This is a genomic window from Advenella sp. EE-W14 (genome assembly GCF_012923605.1).
In the GTDB taxonomy this organism is placed as follows: Bacteria; Pseudomonadota; Gammaproteobacteria; order Burkholderiales; family Burkholderiaceae_B; genus Advenella; species Advenella alkanexedens.
In genome coordinates this window covers 124015-149862 of record NZ_JAAVNG010000004.1, presented here as the reverse complement: position 1 = coordinate 149862, position 25848 = coordinate 124015, and the positions used below count along the sequence as shown (strand labels likewise).

The 25848-nt window shown below is 51.6% G+C and carries 26 protein-coding genes; 2 read left to right on the top strand and 24 right to left on the bottom strand.

What is annotated here, in order from left to right:
- Positions 1-23 precede the first annotated feature (23 nt).
- Positions 24-800, bottom strand: coding sequence for a Nif3-like dinuclear metal center hexameric protein (locus tag HCX92_RS01640; RefSeq protein ID WP_169293173.1), 777 nt, complete (start codon positions 798-800; stop codon positions 24-26).
- 13 nt (positions 801-813) lie between these two features.
- Between HCX92_RS01640 and HCX92_RS01635 the strand changes: the two genes are divergently transcribed.
- Positions 814-2037, top strand: coding sequence for a S1C family serine protease (locus HCX92_RS01635; RefSeq protein ID WP_169293172.1), 1224 nt, complete (start codon positions 814-816; stop codon positions 2035-2037).
- A gap of 77 nt (positions 2038-2114) precedes the next feature.
- Here the strand turns inward: HCX92_RS01635 and tatC are convergent, their stop codons facing one another.
- The 22 genes from tatC to HCX92_RS01525 all read right to left on the bottom strand — a co-directional run bounded on the left by tatC (position 2115) and on the right by HCX92_RS01525 (position 22873).
- Entirely contained in the window at positions 2115-2891 is a 777-nt protein-coding gene (tatC, locus tag HCX92_RS01630; RefSeq protein ID WP_169293171.1) for a twin-arginine translocase subunit TatC, read from the bottom strand.
- Positions 2891-3301 (bottom strand): Sec-independent protein translocase protein TatB, encoded by a 411-nt coding sequence (tatB, locus tag HCX92_RS01625; RefSeq protein ID WP_169293170.1) that lies wholly within the window; start codon positions 3299-3301, stop codon positions 2891-2893. The genes tatC and tatB overlap by 1 nt, the downstream gene beginning before the upstream one ends.
- Positions 3302-3370: 69 nt before the next feature.
- On the bottom strand, positions 3371-3595 hold the full coding sequence (gene tatA / locus HCX92_RS01620; RefSeq protein ID WP_169293169.1) for a Sec-independent protein translocase subunit TatA: 225 nt from the start codon (positions 3593-3595) through the stop codon (positions 3371-3373).
- A gap of 100 nt (positions 3596-3695) precedes the next feature.
- Entirely contained in the window at positions 3696-4049 is a 354-nt protein-coding gene (locus HCX92_RS01615; RefSeq protein WP_169293168.1) for a phosphoribosyl-ATP diphosphatase, read from the bottom strand.
- A complete protein-coding gene (gene hisI, locus HCX92_RS01610; protein WP_169293167.1) occupies positions 4046-4438 on the bottom strand; it encodes a phosphoribosyl-AMP cyclohydrolase in 393 nt (130 codons plus the stop codon). The genes HCX92_RS01615 and hisI overlap by 4 nt, the downstream gene beginning before the upstream one ends.
- On the bottom strand, positions 4435-5238 hold the full coding sequence (hisF, locus tag HCX92_RS01605; protein ID WP_169293166.1) for an imidazole glycerol phosphate synthase subunit HisF: 804 nt from the start codon (positions 5236-5238) through the stop codon (positions 4435-4437). Before hisF ends, hisI begins: the two co-directional genes overlap by 4 nt.
- Positions 5235-5984, bottom strand: a complete 750-nt coding sequence (gene hisA, locus HCX92_RS01600) for a 1-(5-phosphoribosyl)-5-[(5-phosphoribosylamino)methylideneamino]imidazole-4-carboxamide isomerase (RefSeq protein ID WP_169293165.1) — start codon at positions 5982-5984, stop codon at positions 5235-5237. The genes hisF and hisA overlap by 4 nt, the downstream gene beginning before the upstream one ends.
- Before the next feature lie 164 nt (positions 5985-6148).
- Positions 6149-6829: an imidazole glycerol phosphate synthase subunit HisH gene (hisH, locus tag HCX92_RS01595; RefSeq protein WP_211182213.1), complete on the bottom strand. Its 681-nt coding sequence runs from the start codon at positions 6827-6829 to the stop codon at positions 6149-6151.
- Positions 6830-6845: 16 nt separating this feature from the next.
- Positions 6846-7433: an imidazoleglycerol-phosphate dehydratase HisB gene (gene hisB, locus HCX92_RS01590; RefSeq protein ID WP_169293163.1), complete on the bottom strand. Its 588-nt coding sequence runs from the start codon at positions 7431-7433 to the stop codon at positions 6846-6848.
- A gap of 18 nt (positions 7434-7451) precedes the next feature.
- On the bottom strand, positions 7452-8750 hold the full coding sequence (gene hisD / locus HCX92_RS01585; RefSeq protein ID WP_169293162.1) for a histidinol dehydrogenase: 1299 nt from the start codon (positions 8748-8750) through the stop codon (positions 7452-7454).
- A gap of 83 nt (positions 8751-8833) precedes the next feature.
- Positions 8834-9499 (bottom strand): ATP phosphoribosyltransferase, encoded by a 666-nt coding sequence (gene hisG / locus HCX92_RS01580; protein WP_169293161.1) that lies wholly within the window; start codon positions 9497-9499, stop codon positions 8834-8836.
- Position 9500: 1 nt separating this feature from the next.
- Positions 9501-10757 (bottom strand): UDP-N-acetylglucosamine 1-carboxyvinyltransferase, encoded by a 1257-nt coding sequence (gene murA / locus HCX92_RS01575; protein ID WP_169293160.1) that lies wholly within the window; start codon positions 10755-10757, stop codon positions 9501-9503.
- On the bottom strand, positions 10750-10992 hold the full coding sequence (locus tag HCX92_RS01570; protein ID WP_169293159.1) for a BolA family protein: 243 nt from the start codon (positions 10990-10992) through the stop codon (positions 10750-10752). Before HCX92_RS01570 ends, murA begins: the two co-directional genes overlap by 8 nt.
- 1 nt (position 10993) lies before the next feature.
- Positions 10994-11779, bottom strand: coding sequence for an ABC transporter permease (locus HCX92_RS01565; protein WP_169293158.1), 786 nt, complete (start codon positions 11777-11779; stop codon positions 10994-10996).
- On the bottom strand, positions 11779-12564 hold the full coding sequence (locus HCX92_RS01560; protein WP_169293197.1) for an ABC transporter ATP-binding protein: 786 nt from the start codon (positions 12562-12564) through the stop codon (positions 11779-11781). Before HCX92_RS01560 ends, HCX92_RS01565 begins: the two co-directional genes overlap by 1 nt.
- 63 nt (positions 12565-12627) lie before the next feature.
- Entirely contained in the window at positions 12628-13242 is a 615-nt protein-coding gene (locus HCX92_RS01555) for a phospholipid-binding protein MlaC (protein WP_169293157.1), read from the bottom strand.
- Between the two features lie 209 nt (positions 13243-13451).
- Positions 13452-14270: a VacJ family lipoprotein gene (locus HCX92_RS01550; protein ID WP_169293156.1), complete on the bottom strand. Its 819-nt coding sequence runs from the start codon at positions 14268-14270 to the stop codon at positions 13452-13454.
- A 73-nt stretch (positions 14271-14343) separates the two neighbouring features.
- On the bottom strand, positions 14344-14820 hold the full coding sequence (gene mlaD, locus HCX92_RS01545; RefSeq protein ID WP_169293155.1) for an outer membrane lipid asymmetry maintenance protein MlaD: 477 nt from the start codon (positions 14818-14820) through the stop codon (positions 14344-14346).
- Positions 14821-14888: 68 nt separating this feature from the next.
- The gene (gene mlaE, locus HCX92_RS01540) at positions 14889-15665 is read right to left on the bottom strand and encodes a lipid asymmetry maintenance ABC transporter permease subunit MlaE (protein WP_169293154.1); all 777 of its coding nucleotides are present in this window, start codon (positions 15663-15665) and stop codon (positions 14889-14891) included.
- Complete coding sequence (locus tag HCX92_RS01535; RefSeq protein WP_169293196.1) at positions 15662-16498, bottom strand: ABC transporter ATP-binding protein; 837 nt, start codon at positions 16496-16498, stop codon at positions 15662-15664. The genes mlaE and HCX92_RS01535 overlap by 4 nt, the downstream gene beginning before the upstream one ends.
- A gap of 144 nt (positions 16499-16642) precedes the next feature.
- Entirely contained in the window at positions 16643-18109 is a 1467-nt protein-coding gene (locus HCX92_RS01530; RefSeq protein ID WP_169293153.1) for a glutamate synthase subunit beta, read from the bottom strand.
- An 18-nt stretch (positions 18110-18127) separates the two neighbouring features.
- Positions 18128-22873: a glutamate synthase-related protein gene (locus HCX92_RS01525; protein WP_169293152.1), complete on the bottom strand. Its 4746-nt coding sequence runs from the start codon at positions 22871-22873 to the stop codon at positions 18128-18130.
- Positions 22874-23162: 289 nt separating this feature from the next.
- Between HCX92_RS01525 and dbpA the strand changes: the two genes are divergently transcribed.
- On the top strand, positions 23163-24542 hold the full coding sequence (dbpA, locus tag HCX92_RS01520) for an ATP-dependent RNA helicase DbpA (protein ID WP_169293151.1): 1380 nt from the start codon (positions 23163-23165) through the stop codon (positions 24540-24542).
- Between the two features lie 34 nt (positions 24543-24576).
- Here dbpA and glpK read toward each other — a convergent pair.
- A partial coding sequence (gene glpK, locus HCX92_RS01515) for a glycerol kinase GlpK (RefSeq protein ID WP_248289970.1) occupies positions 24577-25848 on the bottom strand: 1272 nt, incomplete at its 5' end.

The following is a 25848-nucleotide window of genomic DNA, read 5'->3' as shown; positions in this document are numbered from 1 at the left end:
GGGCTGTATTTTACTGAATCGCCCTAGACTGGATTGGGAATATCCACAAACGTTGCAGCAATGCCAAACCTGTCCACCAGCGCATTTCCCAGTGCCTGAATGCCATAACGTTCGGTTGCATGATGCCCGGCAGCAATAAAGGCCACACCACTTTCCCGGGCCATGTGGTAAACAGGCTCCGAAGCCTCTCCGGTAATGAAAACATCCACACCGGCATCAATGGCATCCTGGAACATGCCCTGGCCCCCCCCCGTGCACCATGCCACTTTTCTGATCACCTTATCTGTGTCTCCAATTAACAACGGTTCCCTTTCCAAGCGTTGTGAAATTAAGACACCCAAATCAGCCAAAGTTGTTTCTCCTGTCACAACCGAGCCCTGCCAAACCAGCCCACTCCTGCCACAGGTCTGGGGCTGATCGTCCTCATAAAAAGGCTGCAAATCGAGCACATTGGCCAACTGTCTGTTATTGCCCCACTCAGGATGGGCATCCAGAGGCAAATGGTAGCCAATAACGTTCAAATCGTGCTTGATGGCAAGAGCAATTCGCTGGTATTTGGCCCCCAAAATACGCACATCCTCATTTTTCCAGAACCATCCATGATGCACAATAACCGCATCCGCCTGATATTCAATCGCTTTTTCAAGCAAGGCCTGTGATGCGGTTACACCTGTAATTACTTTTTTTATTACAGACCTTCCCTGCACCTGCAGTCCATTTGGTGCATAATCTTGATATAAATGTGGTTTCAGGTTTTCATCAAGCCACTTTACCAAGTCTTGTGTAAAAATTTCACTCACTTCATTTTCCTTTATGCATCGCTATTGGTTAATTTTCTCTCAAACCGTAACTGTTTTTCTCGCGATTCTGTTTACGGTCACTACATTGCGACCTGACTGGCTTGATTTCAGGAAACAGCCGGCCATACCCGCCTCCGTGCCCACGGCAACGGCCAAAATAGAACCGGCGGAGCCACCCAAAGAAACCGTAACCAAAGCCGAAAAAACAAAAGAACCGGAACAACTCATTACCATTATCACATCGTATGCCGGTGCGGTTAAGGTTGCCGCCCCTTCGGTCGTGAATATTTACACCAGCAAGAACATCGAATCACCTTTCAAGAACCTGCCCGATGTGCCGGCCCTGCGCCCGTTTATCCAGGAGCAGAAGGAAAACATGCAAATGCTCAATAACACCACCAGTCTGGGATCGGGTGTTATTGCTTCGGCAGAAGGTTATATCCTGACCAACTACCATGTCGTTGAGGCGGCAGACTCGATTGAAGTGGCCCTGACCGATGGACGTCGATCCAATGCACGTCTGATTGGTGCCGACCCCGATACCGACCTGGCCGTACTGAAAATTGATTTACCCGATCTGGTTGCCATTCACCCCGATAACAAACAGCTTAACGTAGGCGATGTCGTGCTGGCCATCGGCAACCCGTTTGGTGTAGGGCAAACCACGACCATGGGCATTATCTCGGCACTGGGCCGCACCGGTCTGGGCATCAATACCTATGAAAACTTCATCCAGACCGATGCCGCTATCAACCCGGGCAATTCAGGTGGTGCACTTATTAACGTTAACGGTGATCTGATTGGCATTAATACCGCCATTTACTCGGAGTCCGAGGCAGGTGGATCATTGGGGATCGGATTTGCCACACCCGCCCATACCGCCCTTAAAATCATGCAGGAAATCATTGAAACCGGCACGGTTTCACGTGGATGGCTGGGTATTGAGCCCCAGGACATCACCAGCGATCTTGCCAAAGCCTTCAATCTGGACAGCACCAAAGGAATTATTATTGCATCGCTGGTTCCCAATGGTCCGGCAGGTCAGGCTGGGCTTCTGGTCGGAGATATCCTGCTGGGCATGAATGACAAGGAAATCATTGATACCGACCAGATGCTGAATGAAATTGCCGGCTATCCACCCAAAACCCTGGTGAAATTCAAAATCCTGCGCTCAGGCAAGGAACAGGATGTAACGGTAACACTGGGGCAACGCCCCGGAACAACCTCAAAGAAATAAACCGACCTCTGGCGCAAGGCAATTTCCGGTTTCTGCCTGTGCCAATCCGCAACGGGCCAGAACCGGAAACATACCGTTTAACGGTCAGCGTCCTCGGTAAGCGCATTGCCGGGCTTGATAAAACGCGCCGCCAGCAAACCCAGTTCATATAACAAACATAAGGGAATGGCCAACAACAATTGGCTGAGTACGTCAGGAGGCGTAACAATCGCAGCAATCACAAATGCGCCCACAATCACATAACCCCTGGCTGCCTTCAGCTTTTCAAGCGTCATCATGCCGGTGCTGACCAATACCAAGACCACGATAGGCACCTCAAAGGTGATGCCAAATGCAATGAACATGGTCATGACAAAGCTAAGGTAGGCCTCTATATCGGGAGCGAAATTGATGGACTGGGGCGAGACCATCGAGATGAAATGAAAAACGGTATGGAATACGATGAAATAACAAAACGCCATACCGACAATAAAAAGCAAGGTACTGGAAATCACCAGCGGTACCGCCAGACGTTTCTCATGCTGATACAGGCCCGGTGCAATGAAGGCCCATGCCTGATACAACACGTAAGGCAACGCCAATACAAAAGAAAACAACAAAGTCACTTTCAGGGGCACGAGAAAAGGTGTAATGACCCCCGTGGCAATCATTTTATTACCCTCGGGCAGGGTCTGAATCATGGGTTGCGCAATGAAATCGTAAATGGCACCGGTGCTGGGGTAAATACACAAGATGGCAAAAATCCCCAATACGGCCACCACGGCGCGAATCAGACGCGAACGCAATTCGATCAGATGCGAGAAAAAACTTTCTTCCTTCTCGCCATTATTTTCATTGGGTGATGAGTTCTGCATTAGACCTGGGTTCCTGAACCGTTTTTATTATCGGGTTTATGGCCGTCATTGACGAATTGGTTTTCCGCGGGAGCGTCTTTTTTTTCAGGTGACAGGGTCTGCCTGACCTGATCTCCGGCACTGGTCAACTCCTGCTCAAGCTGCTCAACCGGATTGCGCAAGGATTTTGCAGTATCCTCGAATGAGCTTTTCATATCCTGAAGCGAGGACTGCATCTCATTTTTAATCTTGCTGATTTCCTGGATGTCGACTTCACGCTGAATATCACTTTTAACGTCATTGACATAGCGCTGCGCACGGCCCACAAGATGACCGACCGTACGGGCCACTTTAGGCAGACGCTCAGGGCCAATGACAATCAGGGCAACCATGCCAATGACAAACAGCTCACCGAAACTTAAACCAAACATAAATACGCTTTAAAAAAACAGAACCTTTTTATCGGCAATCATGCCGGAACAAGTCGGATCTGCTGGAGCTCAGGAATCCGATTTTTCTTTTGCCTGCACATCGATGGTTTCCGTGCCAGCCTGTTTTTTTTCAGTTGTTTCAGTGCCTTCCGAAGTGGCATCGTTCATACCCTTCTTGAAACCTTTTACGGCTCCCCCCAGATCTTCACCAATATTGCGGATTTTCTTGGTACCGAAAACCAGTGCAACAATCACCAAAACGATTAGCCAGTGCCAAATACTTAAACTGCCCATAAAACAACTCCTAAAGTGACAATTCCAAATCAATTCCTAATATATCAGGAACTGCCAATAAATAATGTTCATCTTGAATTGTGCCACAAGTCTCTTAAATTCAGGATGGTTTCCGATTGGCTTTTTCAACCAGGCCTGACAACCCTTCCCTGCGCGCCAACTCGGCGAATACGTCTTCAGGGCGCAAACCGTAATAAGTCAGCGCCAGCAGACAATGAAACCAGAGATCGGCAGTTTCCGCAATAATCCGGTCATTTTGGCCATCTTTTGAGGCCATCACCAGCTCGGTGGCTTCTTCACCAATTTTTTTCAGGAAACCATCGGGGCCTTTGGCAAACAATTTGGCCGCATACGATGTGGCAGGATCACCGCCATTGGCCGGCAAGCGGGTTTGCAATACATCAGCCAGACGACCCAGTACCGCTGACAATTCAATGTTGGACTCTGTGCTCATTTGTACATATGCTCCGGATCTTGCAAGACCTCGTCAGTAATTTCCCATTGAGCATGATCGTCTTTGCCATTCAGCAGACGGAAAAAACAGCTCTCCCTGCCAGTATGACAGGCCACGCCCCCATGTTGTTCAATTTTAAGCAACACCACATCAGCATCGCAGTCAAGACGGATCTCATGAACCTGCTGGGTATTGCCCGATTCTTCGCCCTTGCGCCATAATTTCTGGCGCGAGCGTGACCAATAAACCCCTTTTCGGGTCGCCACGGTTTCCTGCAAGGCTTCCCGATTCATCCAGGCAACCATGAGGATACGGCCGGTTTTCCAGTCCTGTGCAATGGCAGGAATGAGACCTGCCTCGTCAAACTTCACCTCATCAAGCCAGCTCATGCGATTTCCCGAACATTAATGCCCTGTTGCGCCATAAATTCCTTGGCTTGTGCAATGGTGTATTCACCGTAGTGGAAAATACTGGCCGCCAGCACGGCGCTGGCCCTGCCTTTGGTGACACCATCACAAAGATGCTGCAAATTACCCACGCCACCAGAGGCAATAACAGGCACGGAAACGGCATCTGAAACAGCACGGGTCAATTCAAGATCAAATCCTGATTTGGTGCCGTCACGATCCATGCTGGTCAACAAAAGCTCGCCAGCCCCGTAACGGGCCATCCGGATCGCCCATTCAATGGCATCAATGCCAGTCGCTTTGCGACCCCCATGGGTAAAGACCTCCCAACGATCGGGCTCGCCTTCGGCGGAAACCTTGCGGGCATCAATCGCCACCACGATGCATTGCGAACCGTAATAATCGGCGCTTTCCCGCACCAGCTCCGGGTTGGCCACGGCGGCACTGTTCATGGATACCTTGTCGGCACCGGCATTGAGCAAACGCTGGATATCGGCAACGGCACGAACGCCACCGCCAACCGTCAAGGGAATAAATACCTGGGAGGCCACCTGCTCGATAATTGGCAAAATGAGATCCCTGCCGTCACTGGTTGCCGTAATATCAAGGAATGTCAACTCATCGGCACCCTGCTCGTTATAACGACGGGCGATTTCAACCGGATCTCCGGCATCACGCAATTCGACGAAATTGATGCCCTTAACCACCCGGCCTGCCGTTACATCAAGGCAGGGGATAATGCGTTTGGTTAAGGTGGAGTCGGCATTGGCTGCAGTGTTCAAATCTCTTCCCCGTTCAACTCGTCAGCCAGTATCTGGGCCTCCTGGAAATTAAGGGTACCTTCATAAATACTGCGACCCAGAATGACGCCCTCAATTCCTTCATCTTCTACTGCACAAAGCGCTTCGATATCTTTAAGGTTGGTCACACCACCTGAAGCAATAACCGGAATTTTCACGGCCTGCGACAAGCGTACGGTCGCTTCAATATTCACACCGGTTAACATGCCATCGCGACCGATATCGGTATAAATAATAGACTCGACGCCGTAATCTTCAAATTTGCGGCCGAGATCAATCACATCGTGTTTGGTCAGCTTGCTCCAGCCATCGGTAGCGACTTTGCCATCCTTGGCATCAAGGCCAACAATCACATGACCCGAAAAAGCACTGCAGGCATCCTGCAGGAAACCTGGATTTTTAACTGCTGCCGTACCAATAATGACATATTCAATACCCAGATCGAGATAGCGTTCGATCGTATCCAGATCCCGAATACCGCCACCGATCTGGACAGGAATTTCGTCTCCGACCTCTTTCAGAATGGCCTGAATGGCTGCCTCGTTTTTAGGCTTACCGGCAATTGCACCATTAAGATCCACCAGATGCAACCGACGTGCACCTTGGTCGAGCCATTTGCGTGCCATTGCCTGAGGATCCTGGGAGAAAATTGTCGCGTCTTTCAGGTCACCCTGACGCAAGCGGACACACTGTCCGTCTTTTAAATCAATGGCTGGTATGAGCAGCATAGTGTTATATTAATAAATAAGATGATTAGAAAAATAAAACAGAATGAGCAAAAACCGTAATAGTGGACTCGTCATTCCCCGTAATAACTCTTTGTTGACAGTATCTTTGTTATGTAAGTCCCGCAGTCGTATTTATAACGCATTTTCAGCATTTAGTCCCGCAACTAAATGTCCCACTCCACAAAATTACGATACAGCCGCAAGCCGTGTCCGGCACTTTTTTCAGGGTGAAACTGAACGGCAAAAATATTATCCCTGGCCACCGCACAGGTAAACTCTTGCCCATATAGCGTGGTACCTACTGTCAGACTGTCATCATCAGGCACAACGAAATAACTGTGCACGAAATAAAAATAAGCCTCATCGGGAATACCTTGCCAAACCGGATGTGCACGGGTTTGCTTTACCCGACTCCAGCCCATATGAGGCACCTTGAGCAGTTCATTTTCGTGCGTCAGGGCGGCAAGTGGTGTATTTTCAGGTGCTGTGCTGGCGTAACGCTGGCCCTGGAACCGTTTTACGATACCCGGAAAAATACCCAGGCAAGTCGCGTTACCCTCTTCACTTCGCTCAAACAACATTTGCTCGCCTACGCAAATGCCCATCAAAGGTTTGCTGGCCGCTGCCTCCAGTACGGCCTCGCTAAGTCCGGACTGCACCAGATTGCGCATGCAATCGGGCATCGCGCCCTGACCGGGAAACACGATTCGATCGGCCGATTTGATGCCTGCGACATCAGAAGCCAGATAAACATTGGCATGCGGAGCCGCATGCGTTAATGCGCGGGCAACCGAATGCAGGTTGCCCATGCCATAATCCACAATTGCAATAGAGGGGGATTTCATTTTAAGTATGAAGCCTTTACAGAACGCCTTTGGTGGATGGGACAACGCCCGCATTGCGTGGATCTTCGGTAAGCGCCATGCGAAGTGCACGGCCAAAGGCCTTGAAGACGGTCTCAGCCTGGTGATGGGCATTAAAGCCACGCAGATTGTCGATATGCAAGGTAACCAGTGCATGATTGACAAAACCCTGGAAAAACTCACGGGTCAGGTCAACATCAAAACGACCAATATGTGAGCGGGTGAAAGGAATGTTGTACTCCAGACCGGGACGACCTGAGAAATCAATCACCACCCGCGACAGGGCCTCATCAAGTGGCACATAAGCATGGCCGTAACGCAAAATGCCTTTTTTGTCACCCACTGCCTTGGCAAAAGCCTGTCCCAGGGAAATACCCACATCTTCTACGGTATGGTGATCGTCAATGTGCAGGTCGCCATCGCAGGTAATATCGATATCAATCAAGCCATGACGCACGATCTGATCAAGCATGTGATCAAGAAACGGCACACCGGTATTCAGTGACTGCTTGCCGGTACCATCAAGGTTGATGGCAACCTTGATCTTGGTTTCATTGGTATTACGAACTATTTCTGCTGTACGCATATTCATCTCATCAAATATTTAATCTAAACGGTAGCGGGCGCTTTCGGCGTGTGCCTGCAAGCCTTCCCCGAAAGCCAGGGTGGCGGCGATTTTACCCAGGGTTTGTGCCCCCTCGCGTGATACCTGAATCAGGCTGGAACGCTTCTGGAAATCATAGACACCCAGGGGGGAGGAAAAGCGGGCGGTACGGGAAGTGGGCAACACGTGATTGGGGCCGGCGCAATAATCGCCCAGCGACTCCGAGCTGTAACGCCCCATGAAAATCGCACCGGCATGACGGATTTTCTCGGCCCATGCCGCGGCATTTTCAGTGGAAATCTCAAGGTGCTCAGGTGCGATCTCATTGGCAATTTCACACGCCTGATCAAGGTCACGCACTTTAATTAATGCACCCCGGTTGGCCAGACTGGTACGGATAATATCGGCCCTGGGCATGTTCGGCAATTGGTGCCCGATAGACGCGTACACCTGCTCCAGGTAAGCGGCATCAGGGCATAACAAAATGGCCTGCGCCAGCTCGTCATGCTCGGCCTGGGAGAACAGGTCCATGGCAATCCAGTCGGCAGGGGTGGTGCCATCGCAAATGATCAGGATTTCGCTGGGACCGGCAACCATATCAATGCCTACCGTTCCAAACACCCGGCGTTTGGCAGAAGCCACATAGGCGTTGCCTGGCCCCACGATTTTATCGACACCGGCAATTGACTGTGTGCCATAAGCCAGAGCTCCAACCGCCTGCGCGCCACCAATGGCGATCACCCGGTCAACCCCGGCAACTGCCGCCGCAGCCAGCACAATGGCGTTACGGCTGCCCCCCGGAGTAGGCGTTACCATGACAACTTCAGGCACACCCGCCACTTTGGCCGGCAAGGCATTCATTAATACCGAAGAAGGATAGGCCGCCTTGCCACCCGGCACATATAAACCGACACGATCCATGGGCGTTACTTTCTGGCCCAACAAAGTACCATCGGCCTCTGTGTAAGTCCAGGAGGCGGTTTTTTGTTTTTCATGATAGGCGCGAACCCTGTCCGCCGCACTTTCCAGCGCCTTGCGTTGTTCCGTTGGCAGGGCGTCCAGCGCTGCCTGGCAATCCGCAAGCGGAATTTCCAGTTCATGGATATGGCTTGCCTGTACCTGATCAAAGCGCTGCGTGTATTCAAGAACCGCCTCATCACCGCGCTGACGTACATCGTTCAGGATTTTCGCCACAGACTGCTCGATCTGCTCATCCTGCGAAGCATCAAAAGCAAGCAGGGTTTTCAACTGCTGGCCAAAATCTGCATCATTGGCATCTAACCGGTTTATTAAAGACATATCACTCTTTGCAAAAATAGTAAAAAACAGTCTGCCGCACAGACCCAACAAGAGCCTTTTGGTCAAAGGCCGTACCTACCGCTTTACACAGCCGCCTTTTGGAAGGCATCCAGTATGGGGGTCAGACGTGATGCCCGGGTTTTCAGTGCCGCCTGGTTTACGATAAGGCGTGAAGAAACGGGCATGACATCTTCAACCGGCACCAGGTTATTGGCACGTAACGTACCCCCTGTGGAAACCACATCGACAATGGCATCCGCCAATCCTACCAAGGGCGCCAATTCCATTGAACCATACAGTTTAATGATATCAACATACACCCCTTTCTTGGCGAAATGTTCACGTGCCACATTGACATATTTGGTTGCCACACGCAGGCGCGCACCCTTTTTCACGGCTTCCTCATAATCAAAGCCTTCGCGCACCGCCACTGCCAGACGGCATTTGGCAATATTCAGGTCGATGGGCTGATACAGCCCACCTGGCTGTTCCTTGGCATATTCATACAGCACATCGCGACCGGCAATACCGAAATCGGCCGCACCGTACTGCACGTACGTAGGGACATCGGAGGCCCTTACAATCAGCAAACGCAAGCGGGGATCACTGGTTGGCAGAATCAACTTGCGTGAAGACTCGGGATTTTCACTGACTGAAATCCCGGCAGCCTCAAGCAAAGGCATGGTTTCTTCAAAAATGCGCCCCTTGGAAAGCGCCATCGTCAACATTTCATTATCTTCGTTAGACATATTACCCACGCAGTCGTTCAATTTGTGCTCCCAGCCTTTTCAATTTTACTTCCATTTGCTCATAGCCACGATCAAGATGGTAAATCCGGTCGATGATGGTTTCACCACTGGCCGCCAAAGCGGCAATGACCAGACTGGCCGATGCACGCAAATCGGTTGCCATGACCTTGGCACCAAACAATTGCGTGACGCCATTAACCACGGCCGTATGGCCATCCAGCTCAATATCGGCCCCCATACGAATCAACTCAGGCACATGCATGAAGCGGTTTTCAAAAATATTTTCTACAATGACAGCCGTTCCGCTCGCGATGGTATCAAGCGCCATGATCTGGGCCTGCATATCGGTGGGAAAGCCGGGGTGTTCGAAGGTCTTGACCCCTACTGCCCGAGGCTTGCCACTCATTGAGGCACGAATCCAGTCGGGTCCGGTTTCCAGCTCAAGACCTGATTCCTCAAGTTTATCCAGGATGGCACCCATGGTTGAAGGGGCCGCATTACGCAACAGGATATCCCCCCCCGTGACACCCACCGCGCACAGGAAAGTACCGGCTTCGATACGGTCGGGAACCACCCGGTAATCGGCACCATGCAACTGCTCCACACCCTCAATGACGATTCTGTCAGTACCGTGCCCACTGATTTTGGCGCCCATGGCAATCAGCAGTTCAGCCAGATCAACGACTTCGGGTTCACGTGCCGCGTTTTCAAGAATGGTGGTGCCTTTGGCCAACGCTGCAGACATGAGGAACTGTTCGGTACCGCCAACGGTGACCATATCGGTATGAATGGAAGCACCCTGCAACCTTGGTGCCTTGGCCAGGACAAAGCCGTGCTCAACACGGATGTCGGCCCCAAGGGTGGCCAAGCCCTTGATGTGTTGATCGACCGGCCGTTGCCCGATGGCACAGCCACCCGGCAAGCTGACCTTGGCCTGGCCAAAACGCGCCAATAATGGCCCCAACACCAAAATGGACGCACGCATGGTTTTCACCAGCTCATAAGGCGCCTCATAACTGACAATCCGATTGGCCTGCAACTGAACCACACCGTCATCCAGCCACTGGATGTTCACGCCAAGCTGCCCCAATACCTTCAGCGTGGTATGGATATCATTCAGCGCCGGCACATTGCGCAGAACAACCGGCTCGGCCGTTAGCAAAGTTGCGCATAAAATAGGCAAGGCAGCGTTCTTGGCGCCTGATATGGTCACCTCTCCGGAAAGACGGTTACCACCGATAATGCGCAATTTATCCATTCACTTTATACTCTTCAGGGGTTAGCGTTTTCATTGACAAGGCATGAATTTCAGCCTTCATTTTATCGCCCAATGCCGCGTAAACCAGCTGATGCCGGGCAATCAGGCGTTTTCCTTCAAAGGCAGCACTCACGATGAGGGCCTCGAAATGGGAACCGTCGCCCACCACTTCTATATGTTCACAGGCCAGGTTGGAAGTGATGTATTCACGAATCTGTTCAGGAGTGGGTAACATTTTATGTCCTAAGTTTATAGCCACTTGCCAACAATTTTAATGCCAGCAACGAGGTCAGGATGAAAAAACAAAATACGACAGAAAAGCTGTGCCAGACCGAAACATCGGAAATACCGAAAAAACCATAGCGAAAGCCGTCTATCATGTAAAAGACAGGATTCCAGTGCGACACAGCCTGCCAGAATGACGGCAGGGAATGAATGGAATAAAACACGCCCGACAGGAAAGTGGCGGGCATGATCAGGAAATTCTGGAACAGGGCCAACTGGTCAAATTTCTCGGACCAAAGCCCCGCAACCAGGCCCAGACTGGAAAAAACACCACAGGCCATGACGGCAAAAAGCAACATCCATAAAGGCTGGACTGGCGTCAATGGCATGAACAGTAAAGCCACGACCCAAATGCCCACACCCACGCACAACCCCCGCACAATACCCGCAAGCATATAGGCACCGAAAATTTCCAGATAAGACAACGGAGGCAGCAGCACGAATACAAGGTTACCCGTAATACGGCTTTGGATAAGTGAGGAGGAAGGATTGGCAAAAGCGTTTTGCATCATACTCATCATCATGAGCCCCGGCATTAAAAATGCCACATAAGACAGAGTGCCATATACCTGCACACGCCCTTCCAGGACCTGGGCAAAAACCAGCAAATACAGCAAGGCAGTCATCACCGGTGCCGCCACGGTCTGAAGGGATACTTTCCAGAAACGCAATAGTTCCTTGCGCAGCAAGGTGGGAAAACCAGAGCCAAACTTAATATTTTGTTGTAAAGGATTCATTACGCTGCCTGTTCACTTCCGGTATGCATGATTTGCACAAAAGTTTCTTCAAGATCATCGCTGCCAAATTGGGCCATCAAGGCCTGGGTGGTATCAAGGGCGATCATTTTGCCTTTTCTGAGAAAGGCGATACGGCCACACAGCGTTTGTGCTTCTTCAAGGTAATGGGTCGTTAACAAGATGGTATGGCCTTCTTTATTCAATCTGGAAATGAAATCCCAGAGGCTGCGCCGCAAATCCACGTCAACCCCGGCCGTGGGCTCATCAAGAATGATGACAGGCGGACGGTGCACCAGGGCCTGAGCAACCAGCACCCGGCGTTTCATGCCACCTGACAAGGCTCGCATATTGGTATCGGCCTTGTCGGACAGACCAAGATTCAGGAGAATCTCGTCGATCCAGTCATCGTTATTTCGCAAACCGTAATAACCTGATTGATTACGCAAGGTTTCCCGGACGGTAAAAAACGGGTCATAGACCAGTTCCTGGGGAACCACTCCCAAAGAGCGACGCGCGTTTTTATAATCGGCAACCACATCGTAACCACAGATACTGGCCCTGCCATTGCTGGGACGTGACAAACCGGCCAAAATGGAAATAAGCGATGTTTTACCGGCCCCATTGGGACCCAGCAAACCAAAAAACTCGCCCGGCTCAATATTGAGACTGATATCATTGAGTGCCTGAAACCCCTGGCGGGCAGGCGAACCAGAAAACAACCTTTGCCTTAAGGAAAGGGTAGGCGCATAAATTTTGGAAATATTTTCTATTTTGACAGCTGACATATTCATATAAAAAAAGGCCTGTTCCCGACACGAAACAGACCCCTGATTATAGCCTTTTACATGTTACTTTCGTTGATTTAACGCGTTTATCAGGCCATCAATACCATTTTGCGCAATCTGTGAAGCAAACTGGTTGCGATAATTCTGGATCAACCAAATCCCTTCAACACTGAAATCGTATACTTTCCAGCTATCACCCGATTTTTCCAGTCGATAGTCAACCGCCACCGGACCGGAATCCGAAATAATGGTTGAGCGAACCACGACATCATTGGCATTCGGATTGCCACGAAATGGCTGCATTTCAATTTTTGTACTTGCCGAGACTTGCTTGAAAGCACCGCTATAAGTACGAATCAAGGTGCTTTTAAACGCATTGGTCAGCGCCGTCTTCTGTTCGGGGGTTGCCTGACGCCAGGGTTGACCGGTAGCCAGTCGTGTCGTTTTCTGGAAGTCAAGATAAGGCATCAATTTGTTATTGACAATCTCATTGATGGCAGTGATATTGCCACTGCGCGCAGCAGTGTTTTGTTTGACCGCCTCAAGGGTTTGGTTGGCAATTTGCTCTACAAATTGCGTTGGACTTTGAGCAGCCTGGGCCGTGCCAAGCAAGCCGGCCGATACGAAAGCCATGGCGGCAAAACGCCTGGCCAACAGAAACACGGATTGGAGCTTCATGATTTCTCCTGAATATTCACAAAAATAAAATAATTAATAACTAAAAAAAAGTTCAATGCTATGAAAACACAAACCGACGACCAATACATTAAGTAAATGAAGGATTTGTCAGAAAGCGTTAACAGATGAGGGGAAACTGAAACCCACTGAAAAACCTATTTCTCAATAAATGGTTTCTCAGGGGTTGAAGCGTTAACGCACACAAGCAATTATTCGCCAGGATCCTCATACTGGGGTACAGATGCATCATGACCCGCCTGCTCGGGATCATCATAAACGGGAACTGGCATATCGTCCGCGGCGACATCCTGCACTTCGGGGCGCAGCTTGCTTTCAAGCAGCGCCTTACGGTTTTGCTGGTAGGCATCACGTACAAACGTGTATTTATCCAGGGCGACATCCTCGGCCAAGGCATCGGCATCAAGCAGGTTGGTACGCGTATCAATGACTTTGAGAGCCATAATGGCATTACGCACGGATACATCATCAATCGCAGCAGGCGATGCATAGACTGCAGTTCCCCCGGCAACATCACCCACAAGACCTATACTGTCGCGCACGGTACTCGGACCAAAGAAAGGCAATACAACATAAGGACCATTGCCAACACCCCAGACACCTAACGTAGTGCCAAAGTCATTGGGGATTTTATGCGCGCCATTCATGGTGGCCACATCAATACAACCGCCAATACCCATGGTGGAGTTGAACAAAACACGTCCAAAGGTATTGATTGAATCGAGTGCCCTGCCCTGCAACATGCTATTGATGGCCGACCAGACATCACCCAGGTTTCCAAAAATATTCCGTACACAGGTACGAACCGGGCTGGGCGTAACCGCCTTGTAACCGGTTGCCACCGGTTTGAGCAAGACCTTATCAACCGTCTCATTGAACTCAAACATGCTGCGGTTATAGCTTTCCAAAGGGTCTTCAGGAGTGGGGTGCGGCACCGAGGCACACCCGCTTACCAGCAGCCCGACACTGGCCAGACCTAATGTTTTTCTGACAGTTTTTTTGTTAATCATGATTTTCTCTTCTGAGCGTCTTGGCATTTAAAAATTTAACACAAACATTCCGGCAATGAACGGCTGCCTGATATTACTGTCCATTCGCTGAGGAACCTTCCCTCTCAGCACTTGAGAACAAAAATTTACTGATTAATTCTTCAAGTACAACCGCACCTTGTGTGAACATGATTTCACTGCCATTGACCAGGTCGCTTTCATCCGCTCCCGGTGTCAGACCGATATATTGCTCTCCCAGCAATCCCGCAGTCATGATAGAGGCAGAGGAGTCCAGGGGGAACTTATAACGCTCTTCAAGGCTTAACTCTACCACAGCCTTAAATTCGCGGTTGTCGAATTGAATGTTTTTTACGCGGCCCACCACCACCCCATTGCTTTTAACAGCTGCCCGGGTTTTAAGGGCACCCACGTTATCAAATTTGGCACTAACAGTATAAGTGGGCTCAAAACTGAAAGAACTTAAATTGCCCGCCCTTAATGCCATGAACATCAGCGCAACGGCACCCAGTAACACAAACAAACCCACCAGAAAATCGGTTTTCTTACTCATTGTCATTCATCCTGGTACCGGGCTTGGCAAGCAAACCCGCCTTGCCCGGTACATATTTCACTCATTGATTAAAACATTACTGCGGTTAACAGGAAATCAAGCCCCAAAACCGCCAGGGAACTTCTGACCACCGTTCGGGTTGTCGCCCTGGAAACCCCTTCAGGCGTCGGCTTGGCATACCATCCTTCAAACAGGGCAATCAGCATCACGGCAAAACCAAACACCACACTTTTAATCAGGCCGTTACCCACATCGGAAAAAACATCCACCCCGTTTTGCATTTGTGCCCAGAACGAGCCGGCATCGACATTGATCATGAGGACACCCACCACCCAGCCACCAATAATACCCACGGCAGAAAAAATGGCCCCCAGTACCGGCATGGCAATCACCCCCCCCCACAGGCGCGGGGCCAGAATCCGGCGCAAGGGACTGATGCCCATGACATCAATGGCCGCCAGCTGTTCCCCGGCCTTCATCAGACCAATTTCAGCTGTAATGGAAGTACCTGCCCGACCGGCAAACAACAAGGCAGTGACCACCGGGCCCAGCTCACGAACCAGGCTAAGAGCCACCAACAAGCCCAGGGCTTCTTCGGACCCATACATGGACAGGGTGTTATACCCCTGCAAGCCCAGGACAAAGCCCACAAACAGTCCTGAAACGGCGATAATCAGCAAGGAGTGATTACCAATAAAATGCACCTGATCAATCACCAGTCGCGGACGACGCAGCACAATACCTGATTTACGGAAGAGTTCCCAGGTAAATTTACTGAATACCCCCAGGCCACTGATGACATTAATGATAAATGCCCCCAGGGCACTGATACTTTTGAAAATCATAAGCCCTCTTTGCGTTTTGACAACCAGCTGGAAAACGCTGGCGTATCCGGATACTCAAAAACCACCGGGCCTTCAGGCGAACCATGCAGAAACTGTTTCACATAGCCATCCTCAGAGGCACGCAAATCCTCTGGTGTACCAGACGCCAGCAATTTACCATGCCCCACCATATATACCTGATCAACGATTTGAAAAGACTCGTCGATATCATGGGTAATAAGCACCGAAGCGCAGCCAAGACGGTCACTGAGATTACGGATCAACTGGGCCGTCATGCCCAGCGAGATCGGATCCAGTCCGGCAAAAGGCTCGTCATAGAGGACCAATTCAGGCTCAAGCACGATAGCACGAGCCAGGGCGACACGCCGCGCCATCCCCCCGGAGATTTCCGAAACGGCCAAATGCGCTGCCGCTCTCAGGCCCACCGCATCCAGTTTGTCCAGTACTTTTTCAAGAATGACCGCTTCGCTGTCTTTAGTCAGTTCACGCAAAGGAAAGGCCACATTATCGAATACATTCAAATCGGTAAACAAGGCCCCCTGCTGGAACAGAACCCCCATACGTTGACGGATATTACGCAGGACATTCGGACCGACCTGCGCCAGATTCTGGCCAAAGGCGGTCACTACCCCTTTTTGGGCAATGAGCTGACCAATCGCAGCCCGTAACAAGGTTGTCTTGCCTGAGCCGGAGCCACCTATCAGCGCGACAACCTGCCCCTTTTTCACCTGCAAATCAAGGTGATCAAGTATCATCCGCTCTCCGTAGCCCAGTGATACATCGGAAAATCGAAGAATGACATCTGAATTGGAAAGATGATCGTTCAACGGAATAACCCTTAAAAATTTAAAAAAGAACCATTGTAGCTGATCAAAGTTTACGCCACATCAACTTACACCAAAAAAAACCCCGAAACATTATTTCTGTTCCGGGGTCTGTATGGTATGTTCAAAAAATTTGCCAATAACAATCATTGACTATCGTGGCAAAACAGTCTCTCCCATTAGATACTGGTCTACCGCACGGGCACATTGTCGCCCTTCGCGAATCGCCCACACCACCAGGGACTGGCCACGACGCATATCGCCCGCTGCAAAAACCTTGTCAACATTGGTACGATAGTCTTCGGTATTGGCACGGATATTGCCACGCGCGTCCCTATCCAAGCCAAAGGCATCCAGCACGGCAGGCACTGGCGCCACAAAGCCCATGGCCAGCAACACCAGATCGGCCTTCAGTTCAAATCCGGAGCCTTCGATTTCAGCCATTTTCATCTGGCCGGTCGCTTCATCACGCAACCACTCTACCCGAGCACCCACCAGTTTTTCAACCTTGCCTTTTTCACCCTGAAACGCTTTGGTCACAATCGCCCAATCCCGCTGACAACCCTCTTCATGGGAAGAGGAAGTACGCAGTTTGGCTGGCCAATACGGCCAGGTCAGTTCCCGATTTTCCTCATCCGGCAATTTGGACATCAATTCAATCTGGGTCACCGATGCCGCCCCCTGGCGGTTACTGGTGCCCACACAGTCCGAGCCGGTGTCACCACCACCAATCACCACGACATGCTTGCCCTTGGCCACAATTTGGCCGCTTAAGCGATCACCGGCATTGACCTTGTTTTGCTGGCGCAGAAAATCCATGGCGAAATGCACCCCATTCAGTTCCCTACCGGGTACCGGCAAGTCACGGGGCACTTCAGCGCCGCCGGCCATGATGATCGCATCAAACGCTTTTTGCAGCTCGGCGGGACTAATGATTGTCAGCCCATCTTCCACGGTATCGCCCGGTACTCCGATGTAGGTAGAGGCGCGAAATTCCACCCCCTCGGCCTCCATCTGGGTCATGCGCCGGTCAATCAGGCTTTTATCCAGTTTGAAATCGGGAATGCCATAACGCAGCAAACCGCCAATCCGGTTACTCTTTTCAAAAACCGTCACGCTGTGACCGGCCCGGCTCAATTGCTGGGCAGCAGCCAAACCCGCCGGCCCTGAGCCCACCACCGCCACGCGTTTACCGGTTTTTTTGGCCGGAGGCTGGGGCACAACCCAACCCTTTTCCCATCCCTTGTCAATAATGGCATGCTCGATAGACTTGATACCTACTGCATCATTATTGATATTCAGGGTACAGGCCGCCTCACAGGGAGCCGGGCAAATACGTCCGGTAAATTCCGGAAAATTATTGGTGGAGTGCAGCGTGCCCAAGGCCTGTTTCCATTCCTGCCGGTAAACCAGATCATTCCAGTCAGGAATAATATTATTAACCGGACAGCCATTGGTACAGAAAGGGATACCGCAATCCATGCAGCGTGCCCCCTGTTGCTGCGCCTGCTTGTCATCCAGTGCCAGCACGAACTCCCGGTAATGCTTGATACGCGTACTGGCAGGCTCATACGACTCGCTGATTCTTTCAAATTCCAGAAAACCTGTTGTTTTTCCCATGATTTTTCCTAATTACCCTTAAGCCACTTTCTGGCAGGCTTGTTCTGATTGCCACATTTCCGACAGTGCCCGACGATATTCAACCGGCATCACCTTGACGAACTGGGCACGTGATACCTCCCAATTGCTGAGCAGATCACGGGCACGGAAACTGCCTGTCAGACGAAAATGCTCTTCAACCAGATAACGTAAAATGGCTTCATCGGTTTGCCGGTTGTCACCACGCTTGGCGGTATGCCAGCACTCGATCCGGGCTTCTTTTTCCTGCTCTGCATGAGACACAACCGCTTCCAGCTCTACCATGCTCAGGTTACAACGCCGCTTGAACTTGCCCTCAGGGTCCCATACATAGGCCACACCCCCAGACATACCCGCGGCAAAATTGCGTCCGGTCTCTCCGAGCACCACCACAGTACCACCTGTCATATATTCACAGCCATGATCGCCGGTACCCTCAACCACTGCCGCTGCCCCCGAGTTGCGTACGGCAAAACGCTCACCGGCAACGCCATTGAAATAGGCCTCACCACCCAACGCACCATACAGCACGGTATTGCCCACGATAATATGCTCGGGACCATAACCTCTGAAGTCATTCGGTGAACGGATGGAAATCCGCCCGCCGGACAAGCCCTTGCCCACATAATCATTGGCTTCCCCGACCAGATCAAAACTGATGCCATGCGCCAGAAAGGCGCCAAAACTTTGACCGGCAACGCCGTTAAACTGAATGTGAATAGTGTCATCCGGCAAGCCTTCATGACCATATTTTCTGGCCACCACACCTGACAGCATGGCACCCACCGTACGGTTGCGGTTACGTACCGGAATAATGAAAGAAACTTTCTCACCCCGTTCAATCGCACTCTTGCTGCGCTCTATCAATTGCTTGTCCAGGGCGCCCTCAAGACCATGATCCTGTGCTTCGGTATGATATTTGCCCGTTTCGGTGTCAGGCTGGTAAAACACACGGGAGAAATCCAGTCCTTTGGCTTTCCAGTGTGTCACGCCAGCTCGCATGTCCAGCAAATCTGCACGTCCGACCAAATCGTCAAACTTGCGGATACCCAGCTGCGCCATGATTTCCCTGACCTCCTCGGCCACGAAGAAGAAATAATTCACCACGTGCTCGGGTTTGCCCTTGAATTTCTGGCGCAATACGGGATCCTGGGTGGCCACGCCAACCGGACAGGTATTCAAATGACATTTGCGCATCATGATGCAGCCTTCCACCACCAAAGGTGCAGTGGCAAAACCGAACTCATCGGCGCCCAACAGGGCTCCAATCACCACATCGCGGCCGGTTTTCATCTGGCCATCAGCCTGCACCCGCACACGGCTGCGCAATTTATTCAGCACCAGGGTTTGCTGGGTTTCAGACAGACCCAGCTCCCACGGCGTACCGGCATGCTTGATCGAGGAAATGGGCGAGGCACCGGTGCCGCCATCATGGCCGGCAATCACAATATGGTCAGACTTGGCTTTGGCCACACCGGCCGCAATCGTGCCAACCCCCACCTCGGAAACCAGCTTGGTGGAAATGGAAGCGCTTGGGTTCACATTTTTCAGATCATGGATCAGCTGAGCCAGATCCTCGATGGAATAAATATCATGGTGTGGTGGTGGCGAAATAAGCCCCACACCCGGTACGGAGTAACGCAATTTGGCGATGTATTCAGATACCTTATGTCCTGGCAACTGCCCGCCCTCACCAGGCTTGGCACCCTGGGCCATTTTGATCTGAATCTGATCGGCACTGCTTAAATACTCGGCACTGACACCAAAGCGACCGGATGCCACCTGTTTGATTTTTGAACGCAGCGAATCCCCTTTAAGCAATGGAACTTCAGCAACGATGCGGTCAGCACCAAGCACCGAAGCCAGGGTATCACCTGTTTTGATATTGCTTTTACCGCTTTGCATTTCCGCACGGTAACGCAACTCATCCTCGCCACCCTCGCCGGTATTGGACTTGCCGCCAATCCGGTTCATGGCCACCGCCAGTACGGCATGCGCCTCGGTAGAGATAGAGCCCAATGACATGGCACCGGTGGCAAAACGTTTGACGATCTCCTTGGCTGGCTCGACCTCTTCCAGCGCAATGGCCCTGGCAGGATCCACTTTGAACTCAAACAATCCACGAAACGTCATGTGACGGCGTGACTGGTCGTTGATCAGCTGGGCATATTCCTTGTAAGTGCGGTAATTATTGGCACGAGTGGCATGCTGCAACTTGGCGATCGAATCGGGCGTCCACATATGCTCTTCACCACGAATACGGAACGCGTAATCCCCTCCGGCATCCAGCTCATTGGCCAATACCGGATCATTGCCAAACGCCTGCCGATGCAGTCTAAAGGCCTCTTCGGCCACTTCAAAAATACCCAAACCTTCTATATTGCAGGGTGTACCGGTAAAGTACTTGCGCACAAGATCGCTTTTCAGGCCCACCGCCTCAAAAATCTGTGCCCCGGTATAAGACATATAGGTTGAAATACCCATTTTGGACATGACCTTGTTCAGGCCTTTACCAACCGCCTTGATATAATTTTTAACGGCTTTTTCACCGCCTGTTGCGGCCAGGGTCTCCATGGCCAGATAAGGGTAAACCGCCTCGGCTCCATACCCGCCCAACAGGGCAAAATGATGTACCTCACGCGCTGAGCCGGTTTCCACCACCAGACCGGTATTGGTCCGAAGGCCGGAACGGATAAGGTGCTGGTGAATGGCTGAGGTGGCCAGCAGGGCCGGAATGGCCACATGTTCACTATCCACCTTGCGATCTGAAATAATCAGGATATTGAAGCCGCTTCTGACCGCATCCACGGCACTGGCACATAAAGCGGCAATACAGGCTTCAATCCCTTCCGTACCCCAGCTGGCAGGGTAAGTGATATCCAGCTCGTGACAGCGGAATTTATTATCGGTATAACGCTCGATTTCACGCAGACGTGACATGCCCACGCTGTCCAGCACGGGTTGGGAAACCTCTATCCGCTGGGGTGGATTAACGTTGTTGATATCCAGCAGATTGGGCTTGGGTCCAATAAAGGAAACCAGCGACATCACCATTTGCTCGCGGATTGGATCAATCGGCGGATTGGTGACCTGCGCAAACAGCTGACGGAAATAATTATAGAAAGACTTCGAGCGGTTGGACAGCACGGCCAAAGGCGCGTCGTTACCCATTGAGCCAATCGCCTCTTCGCCATTTTTACCCATGGGTTCAAGAATGAACTTGATATCCTCCTGGGTCCAGCCAAACGCCTGCTGGCGATCCAGCAAAGAAGCGTGGCTCATGTAGTCGGCAGCATGTACCGTGTCTGTGGCGGGCAAATCGTCCAGGCGTACGCGCAAACGCTCGATCCACTGTCTGTAGGGACGGTTATTGGCCAATTGAGACTTGATTTCCTCATCATCAATAATGCGGCCCTGCTCCAGGTCAATCAGCAACATTTTTCCGGGTTGCAAACGCCATTTTTTCACAATCCGATGCTCTGGGATGGTCAGGGTACCGGCTTCTGAAGCCAGAATGATCATATTGTCATCGGTAATCAGGTAACGGGCCGGACGAAGGCCATTGCGGTCCAGGGTGGCACCGATCTGGCGACCATCGGTAAATGCCACGGCAGCAGGACCGTCCCAGGGTTCCATTTTGGCGGCATTATACTCATAGAAAGCACGGCGGTTGACATCCATGTCGGTATGCTGTTCCCAGGCTTCGGGAATCATCATCATCATGGCATGGGCCAGCGAGTAACCCGATGTCACCAGCAATTCCAGGCAATTGTCAAAGGTGGCCGTATCAGACTGTCCTTCGTAAACAATCGGATAGAGTTTTTGCAGGTCGCTGCCCAGCACCGCGGATTCCATCATACCTTCACGGGCACGCAGCCAGTTGAAGTTACCCTTGACCGTATTGATCTCTCCGTTATGCGCAATCATGCGATAAGGATGGGCCAATGGCCAGGCTGGAAAGGTATTGGTGGAAAACCGCTGGTGCACCATGGCCAGGGCGGAAACAGTCCGCGTATCGGCCAGGTCACGGTAATAGGTCCCCACCTGATCGGCCAGTAACAAACCTTTATAAACTACCGTGCGAACCGATGCGGATGGCACAAAATATTCGGTACTATGAGCCAGATTCATGGCCTGAATGGCATGACTCGCGGTTTTACGAATCACATACAACTTTCTTTCCAGGGCATCGGGCACCATCACATCCGGGCCACGACCAATGAACAGCTGACGGATAACCGGCTCGCAAGCGCGTACCGCCGGTGACATGGGCATATCACTGTCTACCGGCACATCGCGCCAGCCCAGCAGAACCTGCCCTTCATCGCGGACCGCCCGTTCCAGTTCTTTTTCACAAGCCAGCCGGGAAGCGGTTTCTTTTGGCAGGAAAACCATGGCCACCCCATACTCGCCCTCAGGTGGCAGCGTGACGCCCTGGCGTGCCATTTCATCCCGATACAGGGCATCCGGAATCTGGATCAGGATACCGGCGCCATCACCCATTAACTTATCGGCACCCACCGCACCACGGTGGTCCAGATTTTCAAGAATTTTCAGGCCCTGCTGTACAATGGCATGGCTTTTTTGTCCCTTAATATTAGCCACAAACCCGACACCACAGGCATCATGTTCATTGTCCCGGTCGTACAGGCCCTGGGACCGGGGCTGCCGGTGTGGTGGTATACCAATGGCCGAGGCATCAATAAACGCCTCTGTCACAATATCTTTATTAATCAGGGTAGACATACATGCTCCGCAATGGGTTCGAGCTAAACAAGGTTCTTTTCAGCTTTCAAGAATAAAGACAAAACTCTTACTGCGCAACAAAAATAAAAGGGGTCGAACCCTATTTTTTTATCATTATTATTTTTGCTTAAAAAATAAGGGACAGACCAATTAAATATTTGTTTTTATTGGAAATACCCTTATTTTGAGCCAGTATTAAAATTTCCATTTTTCACATAACAATAAAAGCCCGACACCAATTGCGTTTACAATTCTGTTTTATTTTCCTACTTGAATACAACACCCAGCCATGACCGCCACTTCCTTTTCTTCCTTACCCCTTTCTGCCGAACAACAACATAATCTGTCGGAATTGGGTTACGCCACCATGACACCCATACAGGCGGAAAGCCTGCCCCTGATCCTGGCCGGTCGGGATGTTCTGGCCCAGGCACAAACCGGCAGCGGCAAAACCCTGGCTTTCGGCCTGGGCATCATGCAAAAAATCAACCCGGTCTTTTTTGGCATCCAGGGTCTGGTCCTGTGTCCCACCCGGGAACTGGCCGACCAGGTTTCCCGGGAACTGCGGAAACTGGCACGCGCCTTGGGCAATATCAAAATCCTGACCCTGTGTGGTGGTGCAGCCTTGCGCCCCCAAATAGAATCGCTTTCGCATGGCGCACATATTGTGGTGGGTACCCCCGGGCGCATCCTGGACTTGCAGGAACGTGGGCAACTGGAGCTGGGCACGGTTAAAACACTGGTGTTTGATGAAGCCGACCGCATGATTGACATGGGTTTTTATGATGATATTTGCGCCATTACCCGCGCCTGCCCGCTAAAACGCCAAACCCTGATGTTTTCAGCCACTTATCCGGCTCCTATCCTGCAAGACTGCGAAGGTTTCATGATCAACCCTGAAAAGGTCCAGGTCGAATCCCTGCCCAGCCAGAGCCAGATTGAGCAGGTTTTTTATGAAATCAACCCCGAACAGCGTTTTGCGGCAACCGCTACCCTGCTTAATCATTTCCGCCCGGTATCCACCCTGGCATTTTGCAATACCAAGGCGCAATGCGAGGCACTGGCAGAAGACCTGCAGCAGCGTGGCATCCGGGCACTTGTCTTGCATGGCGATCTGGAACAGCGCGACCGTGAAGATGTACTGGTTCAGTTTATCAACCAGAGCTGTTCGGTACTGGTGGCCACCGATGTGGCCGCCCGCGGCCTGGACATCCAGACCCTCGATGCCGTGATCAACGTGGATATCTCTCCCAACGCGGAAACCCACATCCACCGCATTGGGCGCACAGGCAGGAGTGAAGCCAAAGGGTTGGCATTAACCTTGTGCAGCCCGCAAGAAAGGTTCAGGGCGGAACGCATTGAAAAAACGCTTGAAGCACCATTGGACTGGCAGGATTTACCCCAGGTCAAAGACAATGCCCGTTCTTTACAGCCGCCCATGAAAACCATTTGCCTGCGGGCCGGCAAAAAAGACAAGATCCGCCCTGGCGACTTGCTGGGCGCCCTAACCAAAGACATTGGCCTGCAGGCCAGCCAGGTGGGCAAAATCAATATTTATGATTTTGTTTCTTTTGTTGCCATTGAACGCAAGGTAGCCAATGACACGATTACCAAACTTCGTGAACGCACCATCAAGGGCAAGCAGTTGCAAATGCGGTTCATGGAATAAGTGTCTCGTGCAAAGCACAGCCAGACTGCAGCGATTAAATCGCCACGGTCTGGCGAACCGCACGGTTCCAGTTTTCCATTAAGCGGGCCGCTTCATCCCGCCCGATATTCGGCTCAAAACGGCGCTCTTCACGCCATAATGAAGAAAGTTCATCGGTACCCGACCACAGCCCAATCTGCAAGCCGGCCAAATAAGCCGCACCCAGGGCAGTGGTTTCAATAATTTGGGGACGGACCACTGGAATCCCCAGCAAATCGGCCTGAAACTGCATCAAGGCATCATTCACGCAAGCACCGCCGTCCACCCGCAACTCCTGCAAGGGCACACCATTGCCTGCCCTGGCATCAAGACTCATGGCTTCCAGCAAGGCAGCACTTTGATAGGCAATACTTTCAACCGCTGCCCTGGCAATGTGTGCCGCTGTCGTACCCCTGGTCAGGCCGGTAATGCTTCCGCGCGCATCGGCATCCCAATACGGCGCACCCAGACCGGTAAAAGCGGGCACAAAAAACACCCCGCCGCTATCAGGCACCGATTCGGCCAACGACTGCACCTGGGCACTTTGGTTAATAATGCCCAGGCCATCACGCAACCATTGCACCACCGCCCCACCCACAAATACGCTACCTTCAAGGGCATATTCCTGGATCTCACCATGCCGGGCCGTCCGGGTGGTCAACAGGCCATTGCCAGACACCCTGAAATGCTCACCCGCGTGCAACAGGGCAAAACAGCCGGTACCATACGTATTCTTGGCCATTCCGGCCCTGAAACAAGCCTGGCCAAATAAGGCACTTTGCTGGTCACCCGCCACCCCACCAATCGGTATGACATATCCGGCAATCGCTTCATCCATCTGACCATAAGAGGCACTGGATGGCAACACCTCGGGCAGCATATTGGCCGGAATACCGAATAAATCCAGCAAAGCCGGATCCCAGCGATTTTCCCGGATATTGAACAGCAGGGTACGCGACGCATTGCTGACATCGGTGGCATGCACCCGACCTTTGCTTAACTGCCATAACAGCCAGCTGTCCACCGTACCAAAGGCCAATTCTCCCTGTTCGGCCAGCTGACGGGCATTGGGGACGTTTTCAAGAATCCAGCTCAATTTGGTGGCCGAGAAATAAGCATCCAGTTTCAGGCCCGTGCGTTCCTGGATAAACGGCTCAAGCCCCTTTTCCCTTAAGGTACGGCACAGGGCTTCACCACGCCGGTCTTGCCAGACAATGGCCCGACATAATGCCTGCCCGGTTTTACGATGCCAGACCAGGGTGGTTTCCCGTTGATTGGTAATACCCGC

Excerpts from the sequence above, each read along its gene's own strand:
- mlaD (WP_169293155.1), bottom strand. The coding sequence starts at position 14,820 with ATGAGTAAGAAAACCGATTTTCTGGTGGGTTTGTTTGTGTTACTGGGT.
- dbpA (WP_169293151.1), top strand. The coding sequence starts at position 23,163 with ATGACCGCCACTTCCTTTTCTTCCTTACCCCTTTCTGCCGAACAACAA.
- hisG (WP_169293161.1), bottom strand. The coding sequence starts at position 9,499 with ATGTCTAACGAAGATAATGAAATGTTGACGATGGCGCTTTCCAAGGGG.
- mlaE (WP_169293154.1), bottom strand. The coding sequence starts at position 15,665 with ATGATTTTCAAAAGTATCAGTGCCCTGGGGGCATTTATCATTAATGTC.
- HCX92_RS01565 (WP_169293158.1), bottom strand. The coding sequence starts at position 11,779 with ATGAATCCTTTACAACAAAATATTAAGTTTGGCTCTGGTTTTCCCACC.
- HCX92_RS01570 (WP_169293159.1), bottom strand. The coding sequence starts at position 10,992 with ATGTTACCCACTCCTGAACAGATTCGTGAATACATCACTTCCAACCTG.
- hisB (WP_169293163.1), bottom strand. The coding sequence starts at position 7,433 with ATGCGTACAGCAGAAATAGTTCGTAATACCAATGAAACCAAGATCAAG.
- hisD (WP_169293162.1), bottom strand. The coding sequence starts at position 8,750 with ATGTCTTTAATAAACCGGTTAGATGCCAATGATGCAGATTTTGGCCAG.
- hisA (WP_169293165.1), bottom strand. The coding sequence starts at position 5,984 with ATGCTGCTCATACCAGCCATTGATTTAAAAGACGGACAGTGTGTCCGC.
- tatC (WP_169293171.1), bottom strand. The coding sequence starts at position 2,891 with ATGCAGAACTCATCACCCAATGAAAATAATGGCGAGAAGGAAGAAAGT.
- HCX92_RS01615 (WP_169293168.1), bottom strand. The coding sequence starts at position 4,049 with ATGAGCACAGAGTCCAACATTGAATTGTCAGCGGTACTGGGTCGTCTG.
- HCX92_RS01555 (WP_169293157.1), bottom strand. The coding sequence starts at position 13,242 with ATGAAGCTCCAATCCGTGTTTCTGTTGGCCAGGCGTTTTGCCGCCATG.
- HCX92_RS01550 (WP_169293156.1), bottom strand. The coding sequence starts at position 14,270 with ATGATTAACAAAAAAACTGTCAGAAAAACATTAGGTCTGGCCAGTGTC.
- hisH (WP_211182213.1), bottom strand. The coding sequence starts at position 6,829 with ATGAAATCCCCCTCTATTGCAATTGTGGATTATGGCATGGGCAACCTG.
- HCX92_RS01530 (WP_169293153.1), bottom strand. The coding sequence starts at position 18,109 with ATGGGAAAAACAACAGGTTTTCTGGAATTTGAAAGAATCAGCGAGTCG.
- tatA (WP_169293169.1), bottom strand. The coding sequence starts at position 3,595 with ATGGGCAGTTTAAGTATTTGGCACTGGCTAATCGTTTTGGTGATTGTT.
- hisI (WP_169293167.1), bottom strand. The coding sequence starts at position 4,438 with ATGAGCTGGCTTGATGAGGTGAAGTTTGACGAGGCAGGTCTCATTCCT.
- HCX92_RS01525 (WP_169293152.1), bottom strand. The coding sequence starts at position 22,873 with ATGTCTACCCTGATTAATAAAGATATTGTGACAGAGGCGTTTATTGAT.
- tatB (WP_169293170.1), bottom strand. The coding sequence starts at position 3,301 with ATGTTTGGTTTAAGTTTCGGTGAGCTGTTTGTCATTGGCATGGTTGCC.
- murA (WP_169293160.1), bottom strand. The coding sequence starts at position 10,757 with ATGGATAAATTGCGCATTATCGGTGGTAACCGTCTTTCCGGAGAGGTG.
- HCX92_RS01635 (WP_169293172.1), top strand. The coding sequence starts at position 814 with ATGCATCGCTATTGGTTAATTTTCTCTCAAACCGTAACTGTTTTTCTC.
- HCX92_RS01560 (WP_169293197.1), bottom strand. The coding sequence starts at position 12,564 with ATGTCAGCTGTCAAAATAGAAAATATTTCCAAAATTTATGCGCCTACC.